General features: G+C 71.7%; 17 protein-coding genes. 6 read left to right on the top strand and 11 right to left on the bottom strand.

What is annotated here, in order from left to right; translation table 11 throughout:
* The first annotated feature begins 64 nt into the window (after positions 1 to 64).
* Entirely contained in the window at positions 65 to 685 is a 621-nt protein-coding gene (locus tag ACFYYW_RS37010) for a DsbA family protein (protein ID WP_387656076.1), read from the top strand.
* A gap of 14 nt (positions 686 to 699) precedes the next feature.
* Here ACFYYW_RS37010 and lgt read toward each other — a convergent pair whose 3' ends face one another.
* Positions 700 to 1,536: a prolipoprotein diacylglyceryl transferase gene (gene lgt, locus ACFYYW_RS37005; RefSeq protein WP_387656073.1), complete on the bottom strand. Its 837-nt coding sequence runs from the start codon at positions 1,534 to 1,536 to the stop codon at positions 700 to 702.
* Positions 1,537 to 1,730: 194 nt separating this feature from the next.
* Between lgt and ACFYYW_RS37000 the strand changes: the two genes are divergently transcribed.
* A complete protein-coding gene (locus tag ACFYYW_RS37000) occupies positions 1,731 to 2,633 on the top strand; it encodes an RDD family protein (RefSeq protein WP_387656071.1) in 903 nt (300 codons plus the stop codon).
* A gap of 44 nt (positions 2,634 to 2,677) precedes the next feature.
* Here ACFYYW_RS37000 and ACFYYW_RS36995 read toward each other — a convergent pair whose 3' ends face one another.
* From ACFYYW_RS36995 to ACFYYW_RS36980, 4 genes are all read right to left on the bottom strand, one after another.
* Positions 2,678 to 3,829, bottom strand: coding sequence for a serine hydrolase domain-containing protein (locus ACFYYW_RS36995; protein WP_387656068.1), 1,152 nt, complete (start codon positions 3,827 to 3,829; stop codon positions 2,678 to 2,680).
* Between the two features lie 180 nt (positions 3,830 to 4,009).
* Entirely contained in the window at positions 4,010 to 4,969 is a 960-nt protein-coding gene (locus ACFYYW_RS36990; protein WP_387656066.1) for a CU044_5270 family protein, read from the bottom strand.
* On the bottom strand, positions 4,966 to 5,544 hold the full coding sequence (locus tag ACFYYW_RS36985; protein WP_387656063.1) for an RNA polymerase sigma factor: 579 nt from the start codon (positions 5,542 to 5,544) through the stop codon (positions 4,966 to 4,968). The genes ACFYYW_RS36990 and ACFYYW_RS36985 overlap by 4 nt, the downstream gene beginning before the upstream one ends.
* Before the next feature lie 223 nt (positions 5,545 to 5,767).
* Positions 5,768 to 7,192 carry an amidase gene (locus ACFYYW_RS36980; RefSeq protein ID WP_387656060.1) on the bottom strand — a complete coding sequence of 475 codons (1,425 nt, stop codon included), beginning with the start codon at positions 7,190 to 7,192 and terminating at the stop codon, positions 5,768 to 5,770.
* A gap of 403 nt (positions 7,193 to 7,595) precedes the next feature.
* On the opposite strand from ACFYYW_RS36980, the gene ACFYYW_RS36975 reads away from it, so the two are divergent.
* The gene (locus ACFYYW_RS36975) at positions 7,596 to 8,489 is read left to right on the top strand and encodes a Gfo/Idh/MocA family protein (RefSeq protein ID WP_387656058.1); all 894 of its coding nucleotides are present in this window, start codon (positions 7,596 to 7,598) and stop codon (positions 8,487 to 8,489) included.
* 222 nt (positions 8,490 to 8,711) lie between these two features.
* Here ACFYYW_RS36975 and ACFYYW_RS36970 read toward each other — a convergent pair whose 3' ends face one another.
* The 4 genes from ACFYYW_RS36970 to ACFYYW_RS36955 are packed head-to-tail and all read right to left on the bottom strand — an operon-like array spanning position 8,712 to position 12,190.
* Complete coding sequence (locus tag ACFYYW_RS36970; protein ID WP_387656055.1) at positions 8,712 to 9,668, bottom strand: SAM-dependent methyltransferase; 957 nt, start codon at positions 9,666 to 9,668, stop codon at positions 8,712 to 8,714.
* On the bottom strand, positions 9,623 to 10,540 hold the full coding sequence (locus tag ACFYYW_RS36965) for a cysteine hydrolase family protein (protein ID WP_387656052.1): 918 nt from the start codon (positions 10,538 to 10,540) through the stop codon (positions 9,623 to 9,625). The genes ACFYYW_RS36970 and ACFYYW_RS36965 overlap by 46 nt, the downstream gene beginning before the upstream one ends.
* On the bottom strand, positions 10,537 to 11,607 hold the full coding sequence (locus ACFYYW_RS36960) for an isocitrate/isopropylmalate family dehydrogenase (RefSeq protein WP_387656049.1): 1,071 nt from the start codon (positions 11,605 to 11,607) through the stop codon (positions 10,537 to 10,539). Before ACFYYW_RS36960 ends, ACFYYW_RS36965 begins: the two co-directional genes overlap by 4 nt.
* A gap of 52 nt (positions 11,608 to 11,659) precedes the next feature.
* A complete protein-coding gene (locus ACFYYW_RS36955; RefSeq protein WP_352323995.1) occupies positions 11,660 to 12,190 on the bottom strand; it encodes an EF-hand domain-containing protein in 531 nt (176 codons plus the stop codon).
* Positions 12,191 to 12,752: 562 nt separating this feature from the next.
* Between ACFYYW_RS36955 and rph the strand changes: the two genes are divergently transcribed.
* Positions 12,753 to 15,377 (top strand): rifamycin-inactivating phosphotransferase, encoded by a 2,625-nt coding sequence (gene rph / locus ACFYYW_RS36950; RefSeq protein ID WP_387656046.1) that lies wholly within the window; start codon positions 12,753 to 12,755, stop codon positions 15,375 to 15,377.
* 30 nt (positions 15,378 to 15,407) lie between these two features.
* On the opposite strand, the gene ACFYYW_RS36945 is transcribed toward rph, so the two are convergent.
* Positions 15,408 to 15,638 carry a hypothetical protein gene (locus ACFYYW_RS36945; protein WP_387656043.1) on the bottom strand — a complete coding sequence of 77 codons (231 nt, stop codon included), beginning with the start codon at positions 15,636 to 15,638 and terminating at the stop codon, positions 15,408 to 15,410.
* 315 nt (positions 15,639 to 15,953) lie between these two features.
* Positions 15,954 to 16,997, bottom strand: a complete 1,044-nt coding sequence (locus ACFYYW_RS36940; RefSeq protein WP_387656040.1) for a zinc-dependent alcohol dehydrogenase family protein — start codon at positions 16,995 to 16,997, stop codon at positions 15,954 to 15,956.
* Between the two features lie 287 nt (positions 16,998 to 17,284).
* On the opposite strand from ACFYYW_RS36940, the gene ACFYYW_RS36935 reads away from it, so the two are divergent.
* On the top strand, positions 17,285 to 17,725 hold the full coding sequence (locus ACFYYW_RS36935; protein ID WP_387656037.1) for a DUF402 domain-containing protein: 441 nt from the start codon (positions 17,285 to 17,287) through the stop codon (positions 17,723 to 17,725).
* 309 nt (positions 17,726 to 18,034) lie between these two features.
* Positions 18,035 to 18,988, top strand: a complete 954-nt coding sequence (locus ACFYYW_RS36930) for a hypothetical protein (protein ID WP_387656035.1) — start codon at positions 18,035 to 18,037, stop codon at positions 18,986 to 18,988.
* The last annotated feature ends 2 nt before the right edge of the window (positions 18,989 to 18,990 follow it).

The raw sequence follows: 18,990 nt of genomic DNA, 5'->3' as shown, positions 1-18,990 counted from the left end.
CGCGGTTGAGATTGCACGATGTCCTGGCCCCCCGACCGCTTCCCCCGATCAGGACAGGACGTTCATGAAGCTCGAGATCTACGCCGACGTGCTGTGCCCCTGGTGCTACATCGGCAAGCGACGCCTGTCCCGCGCGCTGGCCGGGCACCGCGCCCGCGACGGCGTCGAGATCGTCTGGCGCAGCCACGAACTCGCACCCGACGAGGGCCGCACCCCCGGCCCGACCGCCGCCGAGGCCATGGCGGGCTGGTGGGGCGAGCAGGCTCCGGCCCGCGTCGCCCACATCCGGGAGGTGGGCGCGGCCGAGGGCCTGGAGCTGAACCTGCACCTGGCCAGGCCGGTGAACACCTTCGACGCCCACCGGCTGGTCAAGCTGGCCACCGGCCGCGGCCGGGCCGAGGAGATGCTGGAGGCGCTGCTGTACGCCTACCACACCGAAGGGCTCAACGTGGCCGACCCGGAGGTCCTGCGGCGCCTGGCCGGCCAGGCCGGGCTGGACGACGCCGAGGCGGGCGCCGTCCTGGCCGGCGACGAGTACGCCGAGCAGGTGCGCGCCGACCGGCGCCGCGCGGCCGAGCACGGCGTCACCGGCGTGCCCAGCCTGGTGATCGACGGCCGTCCGCCGGTCTCCGGGGTCCAGCCGGTCGCCGACCTGCGACGGCTGCTGGGCGCCCCGACCGGCTGACGCCGTCCCGGCCGTCAGCGGCTGAGCTCCAGGGCCGGTTCGGCCTCCTTGCGGCGAGTCGCCCAGAGGAAGACCAGCGCGCCGGCGAACAGCACGATCGAGGTCCACTGGTTGATGCGCAGGCCCAGGAGCGTCACCGCGTGGTCCACGCCGCCGACCGGGTCGATCCGCAGCCCCTCGATCCAGAACCGTCCGGCGGTGTAACCGGCGACGTAGAGGGCGAACAGCCGGCCGCGGCCCGGCCTCAGCCGCCGGCCGGCCAGGATCAGCGCGAAGCCGAGCGCCACGTCCCACAGGGACTCGTACAGGAACGTCGGGTGGTAGAGCGTGCCCGGCAGGCCGCCGTGCGCCTGGTCGATCTCCAGGCCCCACGGCAGGGTGGTCGGGCTGCCGTACAGCTCCTGGTTGAACCAGTTGCCCCACCGGGCGATGGCCTGCCCGAACGCGATGCCGGGCGCGATCGCATCGGCCACCGGCCCGAGCGGCAGCCCCCGGCGGCGGCAGGCCAGCCACACGCCCACGCCGCCCAGGGCGACCGCGCCCCAGATGCCGAGCCCGCCCTCCCAGACGAACAGCGCCTGGTACGGCTCCTTGATCGCGCGCGGGCCGAAGTAGGTCTGCCAGTCGACGAGAACGTGGTAGAGACGGCCGCCGACCAGCCCGAGGATCACCGCGGGCATCGCGATGTCGCCGATCGTGCCCCGCTCGCCGCCCCGGGCGCGCCAGCGCCGCTCGCTCAGCCAGATGCCGAACCCGATGGCGACGATGAAGCACAACGCGTAGGCCCGGATCGGGACGAATCCGAGATGCCAGACCCCTTGGGAAGGGCTGGGAATCGAGGCGAGGGGCATGCCGGTGACGCTAGCCGACGAACGGCCGCCAGGCCGTCCCCGTGACCCGATCGCGAACCATCCGCGACCACCCCGCGAGCAACCCCCGAGCCATCCACGACCACCCCGCCCCCATCCGCGACCATCCCGCGCCCCCACCGCGCGAGCGATCCGGGACGTCAGCGTTAGGGTGTCGCGAAAAACGGAGATCATTCGTGTCGCGATCAACCCTGCTCGCCTGGCTGGCCGCCCTGGCCGCCGCCGCTTACCCCACGTGGGACCTCCACCATCCCGAGGACGGCGAGTACACCCTGCACGGCTGCGTGGCCGCCTTCCCCGTCCACGGCCACGAACTCGCGGACCTGGTCTCCCCTCCGCTGGCGGACGCCTACGGCCTGGCCTACTCGGCCCTGCAGTGGGGAGTGCCCGCGGTCACCGTCCTGGCGGGATGGCTCATGTCGGCCGGCACCCGCGACCGAGCCCTGATCGGCCGCCGCGTGGCCGGCCTGCTCACCCTGCTCGCGGTCGCCGGGCCGCTCAGCCCGTTCCACACCGCCGCGGACGGCTGCTCGACCGTCCCCGTGCTGACCAACGACTGGTTCGCGGCCGTGGCGAACGCGTACGGACCCTACGAGTCGGCCCTCCTGCTGTCCGCCCTGCTGGTTCTGGCGGCCACCGGGACCGGCGGGCGGCCCGTCCCGTACGGGCTCACCGGTCGCCGGGCGGTGGCCTTCGCGATCGACTACGGGTTCTTCGTGACCTTCCTGGCCGCCCTCGAACCGGGGTGGAGCCGTCTGGACTTCGGGCTGCGGAACTGGCTGCGCCTCGACGAGCCGGCGCCCCTGCTCGCCGTCGCCGCCATGTTCGTGTACGTCCTGAGCGGACGGACGTTCGGCAAGCAGCTCATGCGTTTACGCGTCGTCTGCGACACCACGGGGCACTGGCCGGGCTTGCGCCGGGCGGCCGTCCGGGCGCTGGTGTTCCCCGTGCTCGTCTGCCTGCCGGAGTTCGGGCTGATCGTGCTGCTGGTGGACGGCCTGTGGGCGGTGCCGGACCCGGCGGGCCGCACCCTGCGCGACCGCCTGGCCGGCACCCGGGTCGCCCGCGATCGGCCCTGACGGAAGGAATCTACGTTGTAAAGGCGGGCGCGCTGGTAAGGAACTCACGCACGGCCGCGGCCCTTGCGAGGACCCATGACCTGCCGACCGAAGGCGGCCAGGGCGGCGTCGATCGGATGCGGCTGGGGCCTGCCCGAGGAGTCCGGCCTGTTCCATCTCGCGAGGTTCGTCGTGATGGACATCTGCCGCCTGCCGTCGTCGCGGGTCAGCGACAACGTCGTGGCTCCCCAGACCGTGCCGCCGTGGCCCCAGCAGACGCCGCCCCTCGGGATCTCGACCCTCTGCAGGCCGAGGCCGTAGTCGAGCATCTCCCCGGTGTGGGCGCGGACCGGGACCGTGCGGTGCATCTCCGCCAGGTGGGACAGGCCGACGATCTCGCCGCCGAGCAGCAGGCCGTAGAAGGTGTTGAGGTCCTCCATGGTGGACACCAGGGAGGCCGCCGTCCGCACCCAGGACATGTCGTACACGCTGTAGTCGCGGGGCGGGTCGATCATGCCGAAGAACGACTCGTAGATCCGCGGGTGCGGTTCCTCGATCCTCGGCCCGCCGGGGAAGGCGGTGTTGCGCAGCCCGGCGCGTTCGATGACGTGCCGGGTGACGTACCCCTCGGCCGTGGTGCCGGTCACGTGCTCCAGGAGCCGGCCGAGGATCATGTAGTTGGTGTTGGAGTAGACGCCGGGAGAGCCGCCGGGCTCGCCGGTGGGGGGCGCCGCCAGCCCCATCCTGATCAGCTCGGCCGGCGGGAAGTACGTGAACCGGTTGCCGTCAAGGCTCGCCGGCGAGACGTCCGGGAGGGAGGGGAATCCGCCCAGCGACGGGAACGCGGCCGGGAGATAGTCGGCGATGCCGCTGGTGTGGTTGAGCAGCATCCGGACGGTGATCCGCTGCCCCCGTCCGCCCGGCACCAGCCGGGGCAGGTAGCGGCCGATCGGCGCGTCCAGCTGCAGGTCGCCCCGCTCGGCCTGCTGCAGGACGGCCGCCGCGACGAAGGTCTTGGTGATGCTGCCCACACGTTGCACCATCCCGGGCTCGACGGGACGTCCGCTGTCCACGTCGGCCACCCCGGCGGCGCCCCGCCACACCCGGCCGGTGTCGCGCACCTCGGCGTACACGCCCGGCACCCCCGCGCGACGCACGGCGTCCAGCGCCGAATCCAGGACCTCCGACCTCTCCCGCTCATTCACTGCTGATCTCATGCCCGCCATGATGGTCGCGCCGCCGTCCGACGGCGTCCTGCCGGCGGAGTGACCTGCCGCTACCGCCGGGGGATCAGTGGACGGCCGGCTACGACCCCGGGAGTACTCCGGAACCGGTCCACTGGGCCCGCCGCCAGGCGGTCGCGCCCTGCGGTCCGTCCGTGGTCCGCCGGGCGCGGCTCAGGCGCAGGCTTTCCGCGTCACCGACTTGGACCAGGCCGGGAGGGCGTCGGTGACCTGCGGGCGGCTGACGGACCACACTTCACGCCCCTGCCCCGGCACGAAGTCCTGCCCGCCCAGCAGGACGTAGGAGGCCTTGTCGAAGATCAGGGATTCCCTCGAGACGGTACCCCCGGGCCCCAGGTCGTCCACCCGGGTCACCGCGATGCCCGGCTTGCCGGTGGCGTCCTTGAGCTCCTCCATCTCGATGCCCGGCAGGGTCGCGGCGATCTCGAAGATGGCCGCCTGCTGCGCGGGCGGGACCGGGCTGCCGAGGACGGAGCGGACGCCGTACCAGATCTGGGTCGCCGTGTCCTTGCCGGGGAGCATCTCGTTGCCGCGTTCGGCCAGCTTGCGCCGCAGCTGCTGCCGGTCGACCGGCCACTCGCGGAGGTCGGCGTAGGTGAGACGCCGGACGCCGCGTTCGGGGCACCGGACCAGGAGCTGCTTGTACTCGCCCCCTCGGGGGACGGTCTTCGCCGGCTTGTGCCAGTGGAGCCCTGTGCGGGACCCGTCGACGGACTGCCAGACCTCACCCGTGTTGTGGCGCGGGACGACGTTGCGGACGCCCTTCTCGCTGCGGGCCACCGCGATGCGCTCGTAGTGGAGGTACTGGTCGTCGCGGGGTTGCGGCCAGGGCGCGGCGGTCGCGGCCTCGGCCGCCAGCCGCAGCACCTCGGCGGCGTTCGCGGGCGCGGAGGAGTTGACCGTCTGGACGACGATCACCCCCGCGGCCATCGCCGCGGCCAGGCCCGCCGCCGGCACCAGCCGCCGCAGCCCGGCCGCCCGGAGCCGGAGCCGGCGCTTGGTACGGGCTTCGGCCAGGAGCGCGGCACGGGCGGGGGCGAGGCGATCCGCCGTCGGGTACGGCTTGTCGGCGAACAGGTCACGCAGCTCGGTCAGCTCGGTCCGGTCGTTCATGAGGTCTGCTCCATCGTGGGGTCGGTGCTGCCGAGGGCGTCGCGGACGATGGCCCGCGCGCGGCTGAGGCGGGAACGAACCGTTCCGATCGGGATGGACAGGGCGTTGGCCACCTCCTCGTAGGTGAGGTCGGCCCAGGCCACGAGTAAGAGCACGTCACGGTCGCGGGCCTTCAGCGAGGCCAGCGCCCTGGCGAGCGGGCGGCGCACGGCCTGCGCGCTGGCTCGCTCAAGTGCCTGCTCCGCGGCGTCGTCCGCGTCCGGCAGCGCGCCCACCTTCGCGTACGCCTTGTAGCGATGGATCTCGGCGCGCTGGTGCCGGCGGACGAAATTGGTCGCGAAGCCGTACAACCAGGGCAAAGCCTCAGGACGGGCGGTGTCGTAGTCCCGGCGCTGCCTGAACGCCGCGAGGAACGTCTCGGAGACGACGTCGTCGGCCGTGTCGTCGCCGAGCCGGCGGGCCACATAACGGTGGATGTGTCCTGCGTGCCGGTCGAACAGCAAGGCGAAGTCCTCGGGATCTCGCCACGACCGTTCGATCAGGGCGGCGTCGGACAGGGTTGTACTGGGCGGCATGTGGTTGAGCCTTTGCAAGGAAGTAGTGTCGCCCGTCTTTCACACGAGCCGGCGTTCGAGTTCACGCGACGCGCCCGTCCGCGGGCACCCACAGTCGGCTCGCGATGGCGCGACCGCCCTGAACCGGCCGCAAGGGCGGCTACGACCTCGACCGGGTATGACCATGTCCCCCGCTCGAAGCCGAGCCGCCCTCACCCGCCGCTTCAGAGCGGCCGCCTTCCGATCACCCTGACAGGCCGCCCGCGAAGATCGGCGGAACCCGGTCCCGCCACGGCATCGCCCGTTCCAGGTACGCGGCAACCTGGAACAGCAGGTCCTCGCGCCCGTACGCGGCGGCGAGCTGCACGCCGATGGGCAGCCCGCCGGCGCTCTGCCCCAGCGGCAGGCTGATCGCCGGCTGCCCGGTGGTGTTGAACAACTGCGTGAACGGCCCGAACCCGGACAACGTCTCCAGCCATCCCCGCAGCGTCTGACCGGGATCGTCGTACCGCAACGTGCCGTGCGGCACCGGCAGACGGCCCAGGGTGGGCGTGACGAGCAGGTCGTACCCGGTGAAGAAGGCCGCCGCCGACCGGGTGATCCGGTTCTGGGCGTCGAAGGCGGCCAGCATGTCCAGCGCGGTGGCCTGCCTGGCCGCCTTCAGGAACTCCCGCGAGACCGCCTCCATCCTGGCCTCGTCGGGCAGCCGCGGCGCGAGCAGGCACGGGGCGGCGACCCCGACGGCCTCGATGATCCACGCCCTCATGGCGTCCTCCCGGTCGACCGCCGGGCTCGCCTCCTCCACGACGTGCCCCGCCTGCTCCAGCACGCGGGCCGTCGCGACCGCCGCCGCGGCGACCTCCGGGTCCACGTCCGTGCCCATCCAGGAGGTGGTGGTCAGCGCGACCCGCAACCGGCCCGGCTCCGTCAGGAGCTCCCGCGTGTACGACCCGCGGGGCGGAGGGGCGGTGTACTTGTCGCCGATCCCCGGCCCGTGGACCGCGTCCAGCAGGCTCGCGGCGTCGCGGACCGTACGCGTGAGCACGAACTCGTCCGCCATGCCGAGCACCAGCTCGCCGGCGTCCGGGCCGCAGGGGCCGCGCCCACGGCTCAGCTTGAGCCCGACCAGCCCGCAGCAGGCGGCCGGGATCCGGGTCGAGCCCGCGCCGTCGCTGGCGTGCGCGACCGGCACAGCCCCGGCCGCCACCAGCGCCGCGGCGCCGCCGCTCGACCCGCCCGCAGTGCGGCCGAGGTCCCAGGGGTTGCGTACGGGTCCGTAGCGCACGGGCTCGGTGGTGAAGCTGACGCACAGCTCGGGCACCGTGGTCAGGCCCAGCGTGACCAGACCGGCGGCGCGGAACCGCGTCATCAGGTCGGTGTCGCGCCGGGCGAGGACGCCGGGATAGGCCCGGCTGCCCAGCGTGAACGGCACCCCTTCGGCCACCGGCCCGTGATCCTTGATGAGGAACGGCACCCCCGCGAAGGGGCCGTCCGCCGCGTGGCCGAGCGCCGGCGTGAACACCGGCAGCGCCAGCCCGTTCACGTGTTCGTCAACCTGCGCCAGCGCCTGGCGGGCCGCCGTCTCGACCTCGCCGGCGTCGGCCTCGCCCGTCCTGATCAGGTCGCTGAGGCCGGTGGCGTCGTACCTGGCGTACTCATGGATGTCCATGGAGAGCCCTTCTCCGGGCGCGCTCGGGCGCCCGCACGTCGATCGTCTGAGGAAAGAGTCCGAGAGCTGCCGACAAGGGAGCGACGGCTCCTGGGCCGTCCCCCTGCCGGTGATCGACGTGTTCCTACGCTCGGTACATCACCGGCCATGCTCGCAGTGCCCGGCCCTTCGGTCCACCGAGTTTTCCGCCGGGGGGCCACGGCCCTCATGGCCGCAACACGACGAGCCGAAGGCCCGGGGCGCGCCTTCCGCTCCTGGGGGTCGGGAGTGGGTTGCCCGTGCCCTCCAGGAACGGCTTCGGCCGGGGAGCCCTGGGATCCAGCTTCGGGGGGCCGGAGCGGTTCCCGCGGTCCTGACATGATGTGGATCATTTCCTGAAATATCGCCCACTTGGAGGAAACCTGTGCGCATCGCGCTCGCCGGGCTGGCCACCAGCCACCCGTACACCGACGCCCGCACCCTCGCCCACCACGCCGAGCTGTCCGTGTGGGAACCCGACGCCGAGCGGCTGCGGCGCTTCACCGAGGAGCATCCCGGGGCGAAGGTGGCGGGCGACCTCGACGAGCTGCTGGCGGGAAACCCGGACGGCGTCGTACTGACGCTGCCCAACCCGGACGTGCCCGCCGCCCTCGGCCGGGTGCTGGAGACCGGCGTGCCGTGTTTCGTGAACAAGCCCGCCGCCGCGACCAGGGAGCAGCTCGACGCCCTGCGCCGGCTGCCGGTGCACGATCGGGTGATGTCGGGCTCGGTGCTGCGTTTCGCGCCCGCCTTCGCCGAGGTCCGCGCCGACGCGCAGGACGTGCTGTCGGTACGGGCGACGGTCCGGCACGACGTGGGCCAGTGGGCCGACGGCTACAACGCCTGGCAGGACACACCCGGCGAGGGCGGCGGGACGATCGTGACCATGGGCATCCACGGCGTCGAGCCGCTGGTAGCCCTCCTGGGCCCGGACGTGCGCCTGGTCGGGGCAGCCGGAACCAGACGCCACTACCGGACACTCAGCTCCGAGGACACCGGCGTCCTGGCACTGCAGTGGGCGAACGGAATAGTCGGAACGGTCGAAATCCTGGGCGTCTCGGACGACAACGCCTACACGGTGACCCTCCACGGCCGGCACGGCAGCGAGTCGGTCGTGATCGAAAGCGGCCCCGACCCCGTCCACAACCTGGGATACGTCCGGACAATGGAGGCGTTCCTCAGCATGGTGGACGGCGCCCCGAACCCAGTGCCATGGGCCGAAACCCTCGCAATCCTCGACATCCTGATCTCAGCACGAGAACACGCCCCTACCACCTGAGCACCGCCCCCACCACCTGAGCACCGCCGCCACCACCAATCGCTGCTCAAACACCAAGCCCGCCTCCCGACCGAGCCCCCGCCCGACGGCCACCCATGGCACCATCCTGAGCCGCGCCACCTGAGCTGCCCCGCTCTCCGGCCGTTCGCGATCGCAACCGCCCGGTGCAGCCGAGGAACGGGGCCGCGCCGTCTGATCGGGGGCTGGTTCCGGATGCGGCCGTCAGCAGTCGCGGAACGTGGGCACCGAGACGCCCAAGACGTGACTTTGTCGTGGTTTGTCGGCGAACACCCAGCGGTTGGTGGCCAAGGCGTCGTCCGGTTCGGGAAGGGGACCTCGACCGTGCTGACGGGTGAAGTCGAAGGGCGTACGGACGGTGGTGGACCAGCCGCGCCCCCTCAGCAGCCCGATGGAGTCGGGACGCGGCTTCCTGTCGAACAACGCGAGCAGATCCACGCCGATCTGTGCCTTGGTCGAGGCGTAGACCGGGTTGGCGCGGACCGCAGGCGACCCCAGCCCGAGCTTGGCCTCGAACGCCAGGACGCTTCCTTCGGCACTCAGGACGTCGATGGTCCGCTGGAGCCGGCGTTCGACCGCTGGATCCAGGTAGAGCAGAAGCCCCTCGGCCAGCCAAGCGGTCGGTGTGCTCGCGTCGAAGCCCGCGGCCAGCAGCGCGCCGGCCCAGTCGTCGCCCACGTCGGCCGCGACCACCCGACGCCGTGCCGCCGGGACGCCCCGGACCCGGGAGGGCGGCTCGACGGCGAGCGCGTCGAGCACGTGCTCCTTGAACGCCAGCACGCCAGGCCGGTCGATCTCGTACACGACCTGCCCCCGAGGCCAGGCGAGCCGCAGAGCCCGGGTGTCGAGCCCCGCACCGAGCAGGACGACCTGCCGGATGCCCCCCTTGGCCGCGCGCAGCAGGAAGTCGTCGAGGACCCGGGTACGCAGACCGAAGTACCGGCCGAGCCTGCCCCAGAGAGGGTTGGCGTCGCCGCCGGGCACGTCCTGCGGACGGGTCGGCCAGGCGGCCGAGGCGGCGGAGGCGCGGACGAAGTGCTCGGCGTAGGGGTCGGCGGCCAGGGAGTCGGGGCGGTGGGTCTCGATCGCCCGCGCGGCGGCGACCATGAGCGCGGTCAGGCCGACGCCGGTGTCGATCTGGAGCTGTCGGTTGTCCGGCACGTGCTCTCCTCTCGGGCCGGTCGACCGGCCGCTGACACCGCGGCGGTCTCCTGTTCCGGGATCCACGAGCCAGGGACGTCGTGGGAGGTGAGATGGGCGCCGTAGAGGGCGGCCATGAAGCGCAGGATCTCCGAGTCGGGCAGGTAGCGGCTGGCGGTGCAGTCGGTCAGCACCGTGATGTGGAAGCCCTTCTGGAAGGCGGTGCGTGCGGTGGAGTCCACGCAGACGTCGGTGTACAGGCCGGCGAACACCAGACGGACGATGCCGCGCCCGCGCAGGTGCCGTTCGAAGCCCTCGCTGAGGAAGGCGTCGAAGCAGGCCCACTTGGTGAAGACCGGCTCCCCGGGCGCGGGCTCGACCTTGTGGAACTGCGCGCCCCAGGTGCCTTCGAGGCATTTGAGGGGTTTGCCCTGGGCGAGGTCGCGCCGCCGCCAGCTCGGCCCCTGATGCTCGGCGTCGCCGACGAACCGGACGAACACCACGTCCATGCCGCGGGCTCGCGCCGATGCGAGGGCTCTGGCGGTGTTGGCCGCGACTGTTTCCAGAGCCGCCGGGTCACCGGCGTAACGGGCACGGGCGGTGGGGCCGGTACAGAAGTCGTTCTGCAGGTCGACGACGACCAGGGCCGCACGCTCGGTGCCGGGCAGGTGCTCCTCGCCGGCCAGACCGGCACGTTCCTGGACGGGCCGGTGCCCTTCGGCGGGGACGGCCGCATGTTCCTGGACGGGCCGGTGCCCTTCGGCGGCCGGGACGGCCGCATGTTCCTGGACGGGCCGGTGGCCTTCGGCAGCCGGGACGGCCGCACGTTCCTGATGTTCCCCGGGGACCCGAATGGAACGTTCCTTACGGGACGGTGACTGCTCGTCGGTCATGAGTCCGCCATCAGGACCGGCTGGGCCGCGGGTTCCAGGGCGTCGAGGAGGGCGTCGACCACGCCGGTGGTGGAGTGGCGTCCGCCGGCGTCAGGGGTGGCGACGCCGTGACGGCCGAGCGCCATCAGGGCGCGTTCGACCATCCGCACCGCTCCGGCGCACCCCGCGTGCCGCTCGGCGATGGCCGCCGCGGCCCGGACGGTGGCCACCGGGTTGACCCTCCCGGTGCCCGCCAGGTCGTCGGCGGAGCCGTGCACGGTCTGGTACTCGACCAGGCCGCACGCGTCGGGATGCAGGTAGACGTTCTCGGTGCAGCGGTTCTCCTGTCGCTCGGAGCCGAAGCGGTCGAGCAGCACCACGTGCATGATGTCGGCCCACTCGTTGCCTGCGATGATCACCGTGCGGGGCCGCGGGCCGCGTTCGATGAGGTTGCGGTTCACCGTGTCGGGCTGGAACAGGCCGATCTGCACGCCGTGGCGCGCGGCGCTCTCGGCCACCCACTCGTCGAGCGCGCCGTCGAGCAGGTGGAACTTGTAGGCCATGACGATCTCGTCGATGCGGCCGTCGGGCCACTCCTGGCGCGCCCGGCGCACGGCCAGCGCGATGACCTTCTCGGTGATCTCCCTGCTAAAGGTCATCGTGCGGACGAGCGCGCCGGGAAGATGCACGTTCTCGCCGGTGTAGAAGCCCTGGGCCTGGTCTCTGACCAGCAGCAGCGAGGCCCCCGCCGTGGTGATGGCGTCGATCTTCACCGCTTGGAGGCGCTGGCGGACCAGGTAGAGCGACTGGGCGTTGATCGCCGTACGGAAGACGGCGGGGACGCCGGCGGCCGCCAGCGAGCGGCAGAAGCGCGTGTAGTGGTCGGCGTCCTGCTGCGTGCTCTCGCGGATCTCCTCGGCCTCCGCGCCGGCCTTCAAGGACACGTAGGAGTGATAGATCCGTTCAGAGCGGGTGAGGGCCACCTTCGTGCCGCAGGCGTCGGCGATCCCGGCCAGCACCCGCTCGAAGACGGCCGCGAGCTCGGGGCCCGTTCCCCGGCCGATGGCAAGTCCGATGACTGGTTCCACTACTGCTCCCTTTTCGTCGTCGAAGGCCGGACGCGCCGGCTCGTGGCGGCCGTCAGCTGGACTCTCCGAGCAGGAGGTCGCCCGCGATGTCCGCCTTCTCGGGGCTGTAGTACTCCTTGATGCCCTCGGCCCAGACCGGGACCTTGACCTGGTCGTCCTGGGAGGGGCCGAACGCGTCGAAGAGGGTGTTGACGTTGCGCCGCTTGAAGCCGATGGCGGTCATGAGCGCCATGAAATCGGTGCGGTGGATGAGGCCGTCGCCGTCGGGGTCGCCCAGCTCGGCCAGCGCCTCGGCGAAGTCGGTGAGCGCGTCGTCGAAGCGCTCGGGGGACAGGACGCACGCGCTGTACTCCTCGAAGCTGATGCGGCCGTCTTTGTCCTTGTCGAGTTCCTCGACAAGAGTCGTCCAGTAACGACGGAAAGCGTCACTGATCGCGCTCTTGGCGGCTTCTGTAGAACGAGGGGAGGCCGCCAATACGCGGTTGGCCATGCGGTCGAAGTCTTCGGCCTCAAGGTAACCGGTGCCGTCGGCGTCGAACAGGGTGAAGATGAGCTTTACTCGGTCGATGGCCGCGTCTTGCATGCCTGACACCTTTCTTCGGCGGGGTCCGGGTGCAGACTCTATAACGGAACCAGACGCGTGGGTGACCAGGTCTTTGGCGCTGATGGAAACGTAAAATCCCGCATTTGGAATAATTCGCCAGAAAGCCTCGATGGGCGACAAAGGTGGAGAAGTCATGCGATTCTCGCACCCGTGGCAGGCGGGGACCGCCGGGAAGCTGGGGATATTTCCGGTTATATGGGGATTTGTGACTTGCGGTTCGAGGGCGCCGTGTTTCCGTAGCCCGGAAGCTAGTTTTTCATGTCTCCGGGTGATGGTGGGGGCGGGGGTGGCCCGGATGGGGGTAGCCTTGGCGGCTTTTAGGTGATTGCGTCGTCGCCGTCTCGTGGCAAGATCTACAATGTAAAGGCGACCGGCGAAAGTGATCTTCCGAGGCGAACGGCCCCACGGACCGTCCGGCAGCGGCGGTCGGGCTGGATGCTGGGGAAACGAACGTCCCCTCACTTTCACTTTATAGCGGATCCCCGCCCCTCATGAGACCTCGAAAAGTCGTTCATACTGCCCGTTGCGAACCAACCCGACGATGGATGGAGCGACGGAATTGGGTTACGTGCTGGAGTTCGGGCAGATCAACGCGGCGAACATCGCGGACGTCGGCGGGAAGGGCGTCGCCCTCGGCGAGCTCTCGCGGATCGACGGCGTCCGCGTGCCGGACGGCTTCTGCGTCACGACCGAGGCCTTCCAGCGGGTGGTGTCCGCGGTGCCGTCGTTCGACGCCCAGCTGGAGCTGCTGGCGAAGGTGGATCCGGACGACCCGGCGGCGGTCCGCGCGCTGAGCGCGGAGATCCGCGCCGTCATCGAGGGCGCGCCGGTGCCCGACGACGTGGTGGCGGCGATCGGGGAGTCGCTGGCCCGGCTCGGGGAGCAGGCGGCCTGCGCGGTGCGGTCGAGCGCGACGGCCGAGGACCTGCCGACGGCGTCCTTCGCCGGGCAGCAGGACTCGTACCTGAACGTCGTGGGGCGGGCGGAGGTGCTGGCGCATGTGCGGCGGTGCTGGGCCTCGCTGTTCACCGAGCGGGCGGTGGTCTATCGGCGTCGTAACGGGTTCGACCACCGGGGGGTGCGGATGGCGGTGGTCGTGCAGCGGATGGTGTTCCCGGACGCGGCCGGGGTCCTGTTCACCGCGGATCCGGTGACGTCGGACCGCAGGACCGCCGTCGTGGAGGCGGTGTGGGGGCTGGGTGAGGCGCTGGTCTCGGGCGTGGTCGCGGGGGACGTCTACACGGTGCGGGACGAGCGGGTCGTGGACGTGTCGGTCGGGGACAAGGCGCGGGTGGTGCGGGCCTCGCCGGCGGGCGGCACCGAGGAGGGGCCGGTCGAGGCCGGGCGGTCGGTCCGGCGCGCTCTGACCGATGAGCAGGCGGTTCGTCTGGTGGGGCTGGGACGGCGGATCGAGGCGTGGTTCGGCCGGCCGCAGGACATCGAGTGGTGTCTGTCCGGCGAGGAGTTCCATGTCGTCCAGAGCCGGCCGATCACGACGTTGTTCCCGGTCCCGGTCGCCGACGACCAGGACAACCATGTCTACGTCTCCGTGGGGCATCAGCAGATGATGACCGACGCGATGAAGCCGCTGGGGTTGTCCTTCTGGCAGTTGACGACGTCGCGGCCGATGGCGGAGGCGGGCGGGCGGCTGTTCGTGGACGTGGCCCCGGTTCTGGCGACGGCGGCGGGCCGGGCGAACCTCATCGGGACGTTGGGGAAGTCCGATCCGCTCATCCGGGACGCGTTGCAGACGGTGGTGGACCGGGGCGACTTCATCCGCGCGGTGCCGGAGGAGGAGTCGGGTGTCGCGCCCGCGGCCGCTCCGCCCGCGCCGATCGAGACCGATCCGGAGCTGGTCGCCGAGCTGGTCCGGGACGGCCGGGAGTCCGTGGCCGTGTTGCGGCGCCGTATCGAGGAGCTGTCCGGGCCGGAGCTGTTCGAGTTCATCCTGGCCGACATCGCGGAGCTGAGGCGGCTGCTGTTCGGCCCGCGGAGCTTCCAGGCGATCATGGCGGGGATGGAGGCGGCCTGGTGGCTGAACGATCACCTGGAGGAGTGGCTGGGTGAGCGGAACGTGGCCGATGTGCTGACGCAGTCCGTTCCGCACAACGTCACGTCGGAGATGGGGCTGGCGCTGCTGGACGTGGCGGACGTGATCCGTCCGCACGCGGAGGTGGTGGCGTTCCTGCAGCGGGTGGCGGCGGAGGATCGGGAGGGCGACGGTTTCCTGGAGGAGCTGGGCGAGCTGCCCGGCGGCCGGGAGGCGGCCGAGGCCATGCGGGGCTTCCTGGAGCGGTACGGCATGCGTTGCCCGGGGGAGATCGACATCACCCGGACGCGCTGGAGTGAGCGGCCCGCCATGCTGGTTCCGGTGATTCTGGGCAATGTCCGGAATTTTGAGGCGGGTGCCGGTGCGCGGCGTTTCGAGCAGGGACGTCAGGAGGCTCTGCGCAAGGAGCGGGACGTGCTGGCGCGCCTGCGGGCCCTGCCCGACGGGGAGCGGAAGGCGGCGGAGACCGAGCGGATGATCGCCCGGGTGCGCACGTTCGCGGGCTATCGGGAGTTCCCCAAGTACGGCATGGTCTGCCGTTACCTGGCCTACAAGCAGGCGTTGTGGCGGGAGGCCGATCGGCTCGTCCGGGCGGGGGTGTTGCGGGACCGGGAGGACGTCTTCTACCTGCGGTTCCAGGAACTGCAGGAGGTCGTGCGCACGGGCGAGGCCGACGGCGAGCTCGTCCGGCGGCGTCGGGAGGACTTCCGGTGGCACGAGACGCTGCGCCCGCCGCGGGTGATCACGTCGGACGGCGAGGTGCTCGCCGGCCGGTACCAGCGCGAGGACGTGCCGCCGGGGGCGCTGGCCGGTCTGGCGGTGTCGGCGGGGACCGTCGAGGGACGTGCCCGCGTGGTGCCGGACATGGCGCGGGCCGATCTGGCGGCGGGTGACATCCTGGTCACCGCCTTCACCGACCCGAGCTGGACCCCGTTGTTCGTGGGCATCGCCGGGCTGGTGACGGAGGTGGGCGGCCTGATGACGCATGGAGCGGTGATCGCGCGGGAGTACGGGCTGCCGGCGGTGGTGGGGGTGGAGGGGGCCACCCGGCTGATCCGGGACGGGCAGCGGATCCGCGTTCACGGGACCGACGGGTACGTGGAGCTCCTCGACTGAGCCGCGGCGGCCCTGTCTCGCGTGCCGGGGTCAGAGCGCCGGCGCCGGTACGCTCAGCGGCTGCGGGGTGCCGTGGCCGGCGGGCGCGGGGTGCTCGGCGGGGGCCTGGAGGCGGGGCCGCTGTTCGGGGGCCGGGCACTGGCCCTGGCAGTAGCCGTTGACGACGACGAGGCGTCCGCGGGCGGCCGTGTAGTCGCTGCGCTGCCGGCCGGGGAGGACTCCCTTGCAGGTGGGGCAGCAGATGGGCTGGTCGGCTGTCATCAGGGCCTTTCGACGTCGTGGATGTCGTGGGCGCGGGTGCTCCGGGCCGATGGCGGCTCCGGAGCACCGGGTCGGCGGGAGGTGCCGTGGTGGTCTGTGCTCAGGCCACCAGGGGGCTCTTCACCGTGCGCCTTCTGCAGTATGGCGACCGCGCGCGGGGGAGGGGCGGGCGGGGTGGCGTGACGGGCTGAGGATCGTTCCTCGCGGGGTTGTTTCCTTCCTCCCGCTTGGCAGCGGCTTCGCCCGCGGGTGGCGTTCCGGCGTCGATCGCGGCTTTGCCTGTTGCGGCCGACGCTTCGGGGAAGCTTCGGAAGGTCAGGGCTTGATGAGCACTTTGAGGCTTTTGCGGTCGGCCATGTCCCGGTAGCCGGCCGGGACGCCGTCGAGGTCAGTGGTGGCGTCGAAGACCTTGCCGGGTTCGATGACGCCGTTCAGGATGTCGGGCATCAGCTGCTCGATGTAGGCCCGGACCGGGGCGGGGCCGCCGGCCAGGCGCAGATTGTGGCGGAACAGGCTGTCCATGCCGATCGGCGCGTCGTCGTACTGCGGGACGCCGACGCGGCTGATGACGCCGCCCGGCCGGACGACCCCGAGCGCCTGCTGGTAGGCGGGCATGTTGCCGACGGCCTCCAGGACGACGTGGGTGCCGTCGCCGCCGGTGAGGTCGCGTACCTGCTCGACGCCTTCCTCGCCGCGGGCGGCCACGACGTCGGTGGCGCCGAACTCGCGGCCGAGGTCGGTGCGGGCCTGGTGGCGTCCCATGAGGATGATCTGCTCGGCGCCCAGGCGCCTGGCCGACAGCACGGCCAGCAGGCCGACGGCGCCGTCGCCGATGACGGTGACGCGGGTGCGCCGGCCGACGCCGCCGGCCACGGCGGCGTGGTGGCCGGTGCCGAGCACGTCCGCGAGTGTCAGCAGGGACGGCATGAGGGGCGAGTCGGCTTCGACGGGCAGTTTGACCAGGGTGCCGTCGGCGAGCGGGACGCGTACGGCCTCGGCCTGGCCGCCCTCGTCCGGTTCGGCGTCCCAGAAGCCGGCCTGCGGGTCGGCGCAGGAGGTGTGCAGGCCCTCGCGGCAGAACCGGCAGGTGTTGTCGGAGATGGCGAACGGCGCCACGACCAGGTCGCCCCGGGCGAGGGTGGTCACCTGGGAGCCGACGTCCTCGACGACGCCGATGAACTCGTGTCCCATCCGGGCGGGGCCGTCCTGCGGTTTCATCGAGCCGTAGGGCCACAGGTCGCTGCCGCAGATGCAGGACGCGGTGACGCGGACCAGCGCGTCGGTGGGCAGTTGGACGGCCGGGTCGGGCACCTGCTCGACGCGGACGTCGCCGGCGCCGTACATCAGGGTTGCGCGCATCAGGAGTTCTCCGATTCGTTCTTGCGTGGTGGTCGCGAGCGGGCCCGAGCGTCCCGGCTTCCTGGCTCCTCCCCGTCTGACCTGGCCATACACGCTCGAGGCGGAGGCCAGCGCGGGCGCGTCACGCCTGGCGGCCACCCATCCCCAGGAGCCGCCCTCCACCGATCCGTCCCGCTGAACGGCCGGCCCCGATACGATCCGGCCGTGTGAGCGAGGGCCGAACTCTTCAGGAGCGGGTCACGGTTGTGCGCGGTGATCTGTCGTGTCCGGGGGTTCGGGTGGGCCGGGTGGCGGCGTACGAGTTCGACATCCCGGAGGGCAGGTACGTGCGCCCCGGCGCGGGGCGGCGGCAACGCGCGTTCCTGCTGCTGGAGGAGTCGGTGCAACTCCACCAGCCCGTGGTGTTCCGGCCGGAGCGCGCCGGCTGGTGGTACATCGACCTTGTCGGGATCCGCGAGAGGGGCGACACGGTCCGGGTGGTCGACCATTACGTCGACTTCGTCGTCGGCCCGCCGGGGCTTCCGTACCGGGTGCTGGATCTGCACGAGCTGGGAGAGGCGTTGACGTCCGGGAGGCTCACCGCGCGGCAGGTCGCGGACGTTCTGGCCGCCGCCCAGGCGTTCGCCGACAAGTACCTCCAGGGTGAGGGGCACCACGGGCCGCAGTGGCCGGACTTTCCGCCGGCCGCGCTGTCGGCCGTGCGCGAGGTGGAGATCCCCCGTTCCTGACCGGAGAAGGGCGGTTCACCTGGTGGCGGGCGGCTTGGTCTTCGTGCGACTTGGTCTTCGTGCGACTTGGTCTTCGTTCCGACGCCGCCGAACAGGGGCAGGCTGCTGACCACGTCCCGCGGCGGCCTGCAGCCCGGCAGGTGATTCCGCAGGGCTGCGCGGCTGTGTAATGGCCGCCGGTCCGCGGGTGCCGAAGCGCGTATGCCGGTCCTTCGTATGCCGGTGAGCTGTGTGGATACCGGTGTGGCGGGACGCATTCGATATGTTCTTGTTTGTCGGGGCTTTGTGCTGTCTTGGGGGAGTTGTTCGGTGCGCGCACTACCGCTGATCGTGGCTCTCGTGCTGAGCCTGGGCGGCTGCGGTGCGATCCCGGGACTGCCCTATCGGCCCGCGGACCCGCCGACGCCGAGTCGCGCCGCCTCGCCCGCCACCTCGCCGTCTCCGTCTCGGGCTCCGTCGCCGGACGCCGCGCCGTCCGCGAGCGCCACCCCGGCTCCCTCGGCGACCGCGCAGGCCCTGACCGTCGCCCGGGCCCGGACGGCCATGCGCACGTGGCTGGCCACGTACAACGCGGCGCTCAAGAAGCGCAAGTGGTGGCGGTCGAACGCCCGGCTCGACGCGCTGTTCGTCGAAGGCGCCCTGTACGAGGGCGTGCTCGAACGCAGCCGTGAGGAGCTCGGATGGAAGCCGGCGCACCGACCGATCAACCCGACCGGCACCCCGACGATCTATGTGCCCAGGCCGGAGCGGCAGCCACCGGCCGGGGACTGGTTCATCGCGAAGGCGACCTACCGGGACACCAAGGGCCACAGCCGTCCGCACCTGCTGGGGTTCCTGCGCTCTGCCGGGCAGTCCTTCCGGCTGGCCGTCGTGACCCCGGTGCACTGGGGACAGCGGATGCCCGAGCCGCTGCTCGACGCCGACGGCTACATCACGGACATGGACAACGCGATGGCGGCCGCCGTGGCCGAGGAGTACCGCAACTTCTGGAACGGGGACAAGGACAAGGAGGGCGACTCCGGCTACCGCCTGGCCAAGGACAGCTACAGCCGCAAGGCGTTCCCCGAGGTCAACAAGGGGTTGTACGTCGGTTTCGCCGGCCACGGCTCCGTCTTCGGCTTCCGTACGGCGAGTGGCGGCATGTTCTTCCTGTTCGCCCTGCTCAACGACACCAAGAGCGTCACCAACGTGCTGAGCGAGGCGGTGCTGGTGCCCAAGGGCGGCAAGGCCGTCCAGGAGCTCGGCGGAAGCTGGTTCTCCTAGGG

Origin of the sequence: Nonomuraea sp. NPDC001831 (genome assembly GCF_042892035.1) — a bacterium.
In the GTDB taxonomy this organism is placed as follows: domain Bacteria; phylum Actinomycetota; class Actinomycetes; order Streptosporangiales; family Streptosporangiaceae; genus Nonomuraea.
Note: the sequence above shows the minus strand (reverse complement) of the source record. Positions and strands in the feature narration are given on the sequence as shown.

What these genes read in the sequence shown, in the direction of transcription:
- ACFYYW_RS36940 (WP_387656040.1), bottom strand. Translation starts at nt 16,997, where the DNA reads ATGCGCGCAACCCTGATGTACGGCGCCGGCGACGTCCGCGTCGAGCAG.
- ACFYYW_RS36990 (WP_387656066.1), bottom strand. Translation starts at nt 4,969, where the DNA reads ATGAACGACCGGACCGAGCTGACCGAGCTGCGTGACCTGTTCGCCGAC.
- ACFYYW_RS36985 (WP_387656063.1), bottom strand. Translation starts at nt 5,544, where the DNA reads ATGCCGCCCAGTACAACCCTGTCCGACGCCGCCCTGATCGAACGGTCG.
- ACFYYW_RS37010 (WP_387656076.1), top strand. Translation starts at nt 65, where the DNA reads ATGAAGCTCGAGATCTACGCCGACGTGCTGTGCCCCTGGTGCTACATC.
- lgt (WP_387656073.1), bottom strand. Translation starts at nt 1,536, where the DNA reads ATGCCCCTCGCCTCGATTCCCAGCCCTTCCCAAGGGGTCTGGCATCTC.
- rph (WP_387656046.1), top strand. Translation starts at nt 12,753, where the DNA reads ATGGATGGAGCGACGGAATTGGGTTACGTGCTGGAGTTCGGGCAGATC.
- ACFYYW_RS36995 (WP_387656068.1), bottom strand. Translation starts at nt 3,829, where the DNA reads ATGAGATCAGCAGTGAATGAGCGGGAGAGGTCGGAGGTCCTGGATTCG.
- ACFYYW_RS36945 (WP_387656043.1), bottom strand. Translation starts at nt 15,638, where the DNA reads ATGACAGCCGACCAGCCCATCTGCTGCCCCACCTGCAAGGGAGTCCTC.
- ACFYYW_RS36955 (WP_352323995.1), bottom strand. Translation starts at nt 12,190, where the DNA reads ATGCAAGACGCGGCCATCGACCGAGTAAAGCTCATCTTCACCCTGTTC.
- ACFYYW_RS36965 (WP_387656052.1), bottom strand. Translation starts at nt 10,540, where the DNA reads ATGACCGACGAGCAGTCACCGTCCCGTAAGGAACGTTCCATTCGGGTC.
- ACFYYW_RS36980 (WP_387656060.1), bottom strand. Translation starts at nt 7,192, where the DNA reads ATGGACATCCATGAGTACGCCAGGTACGACGCCACCGGCCTCAGCGAC.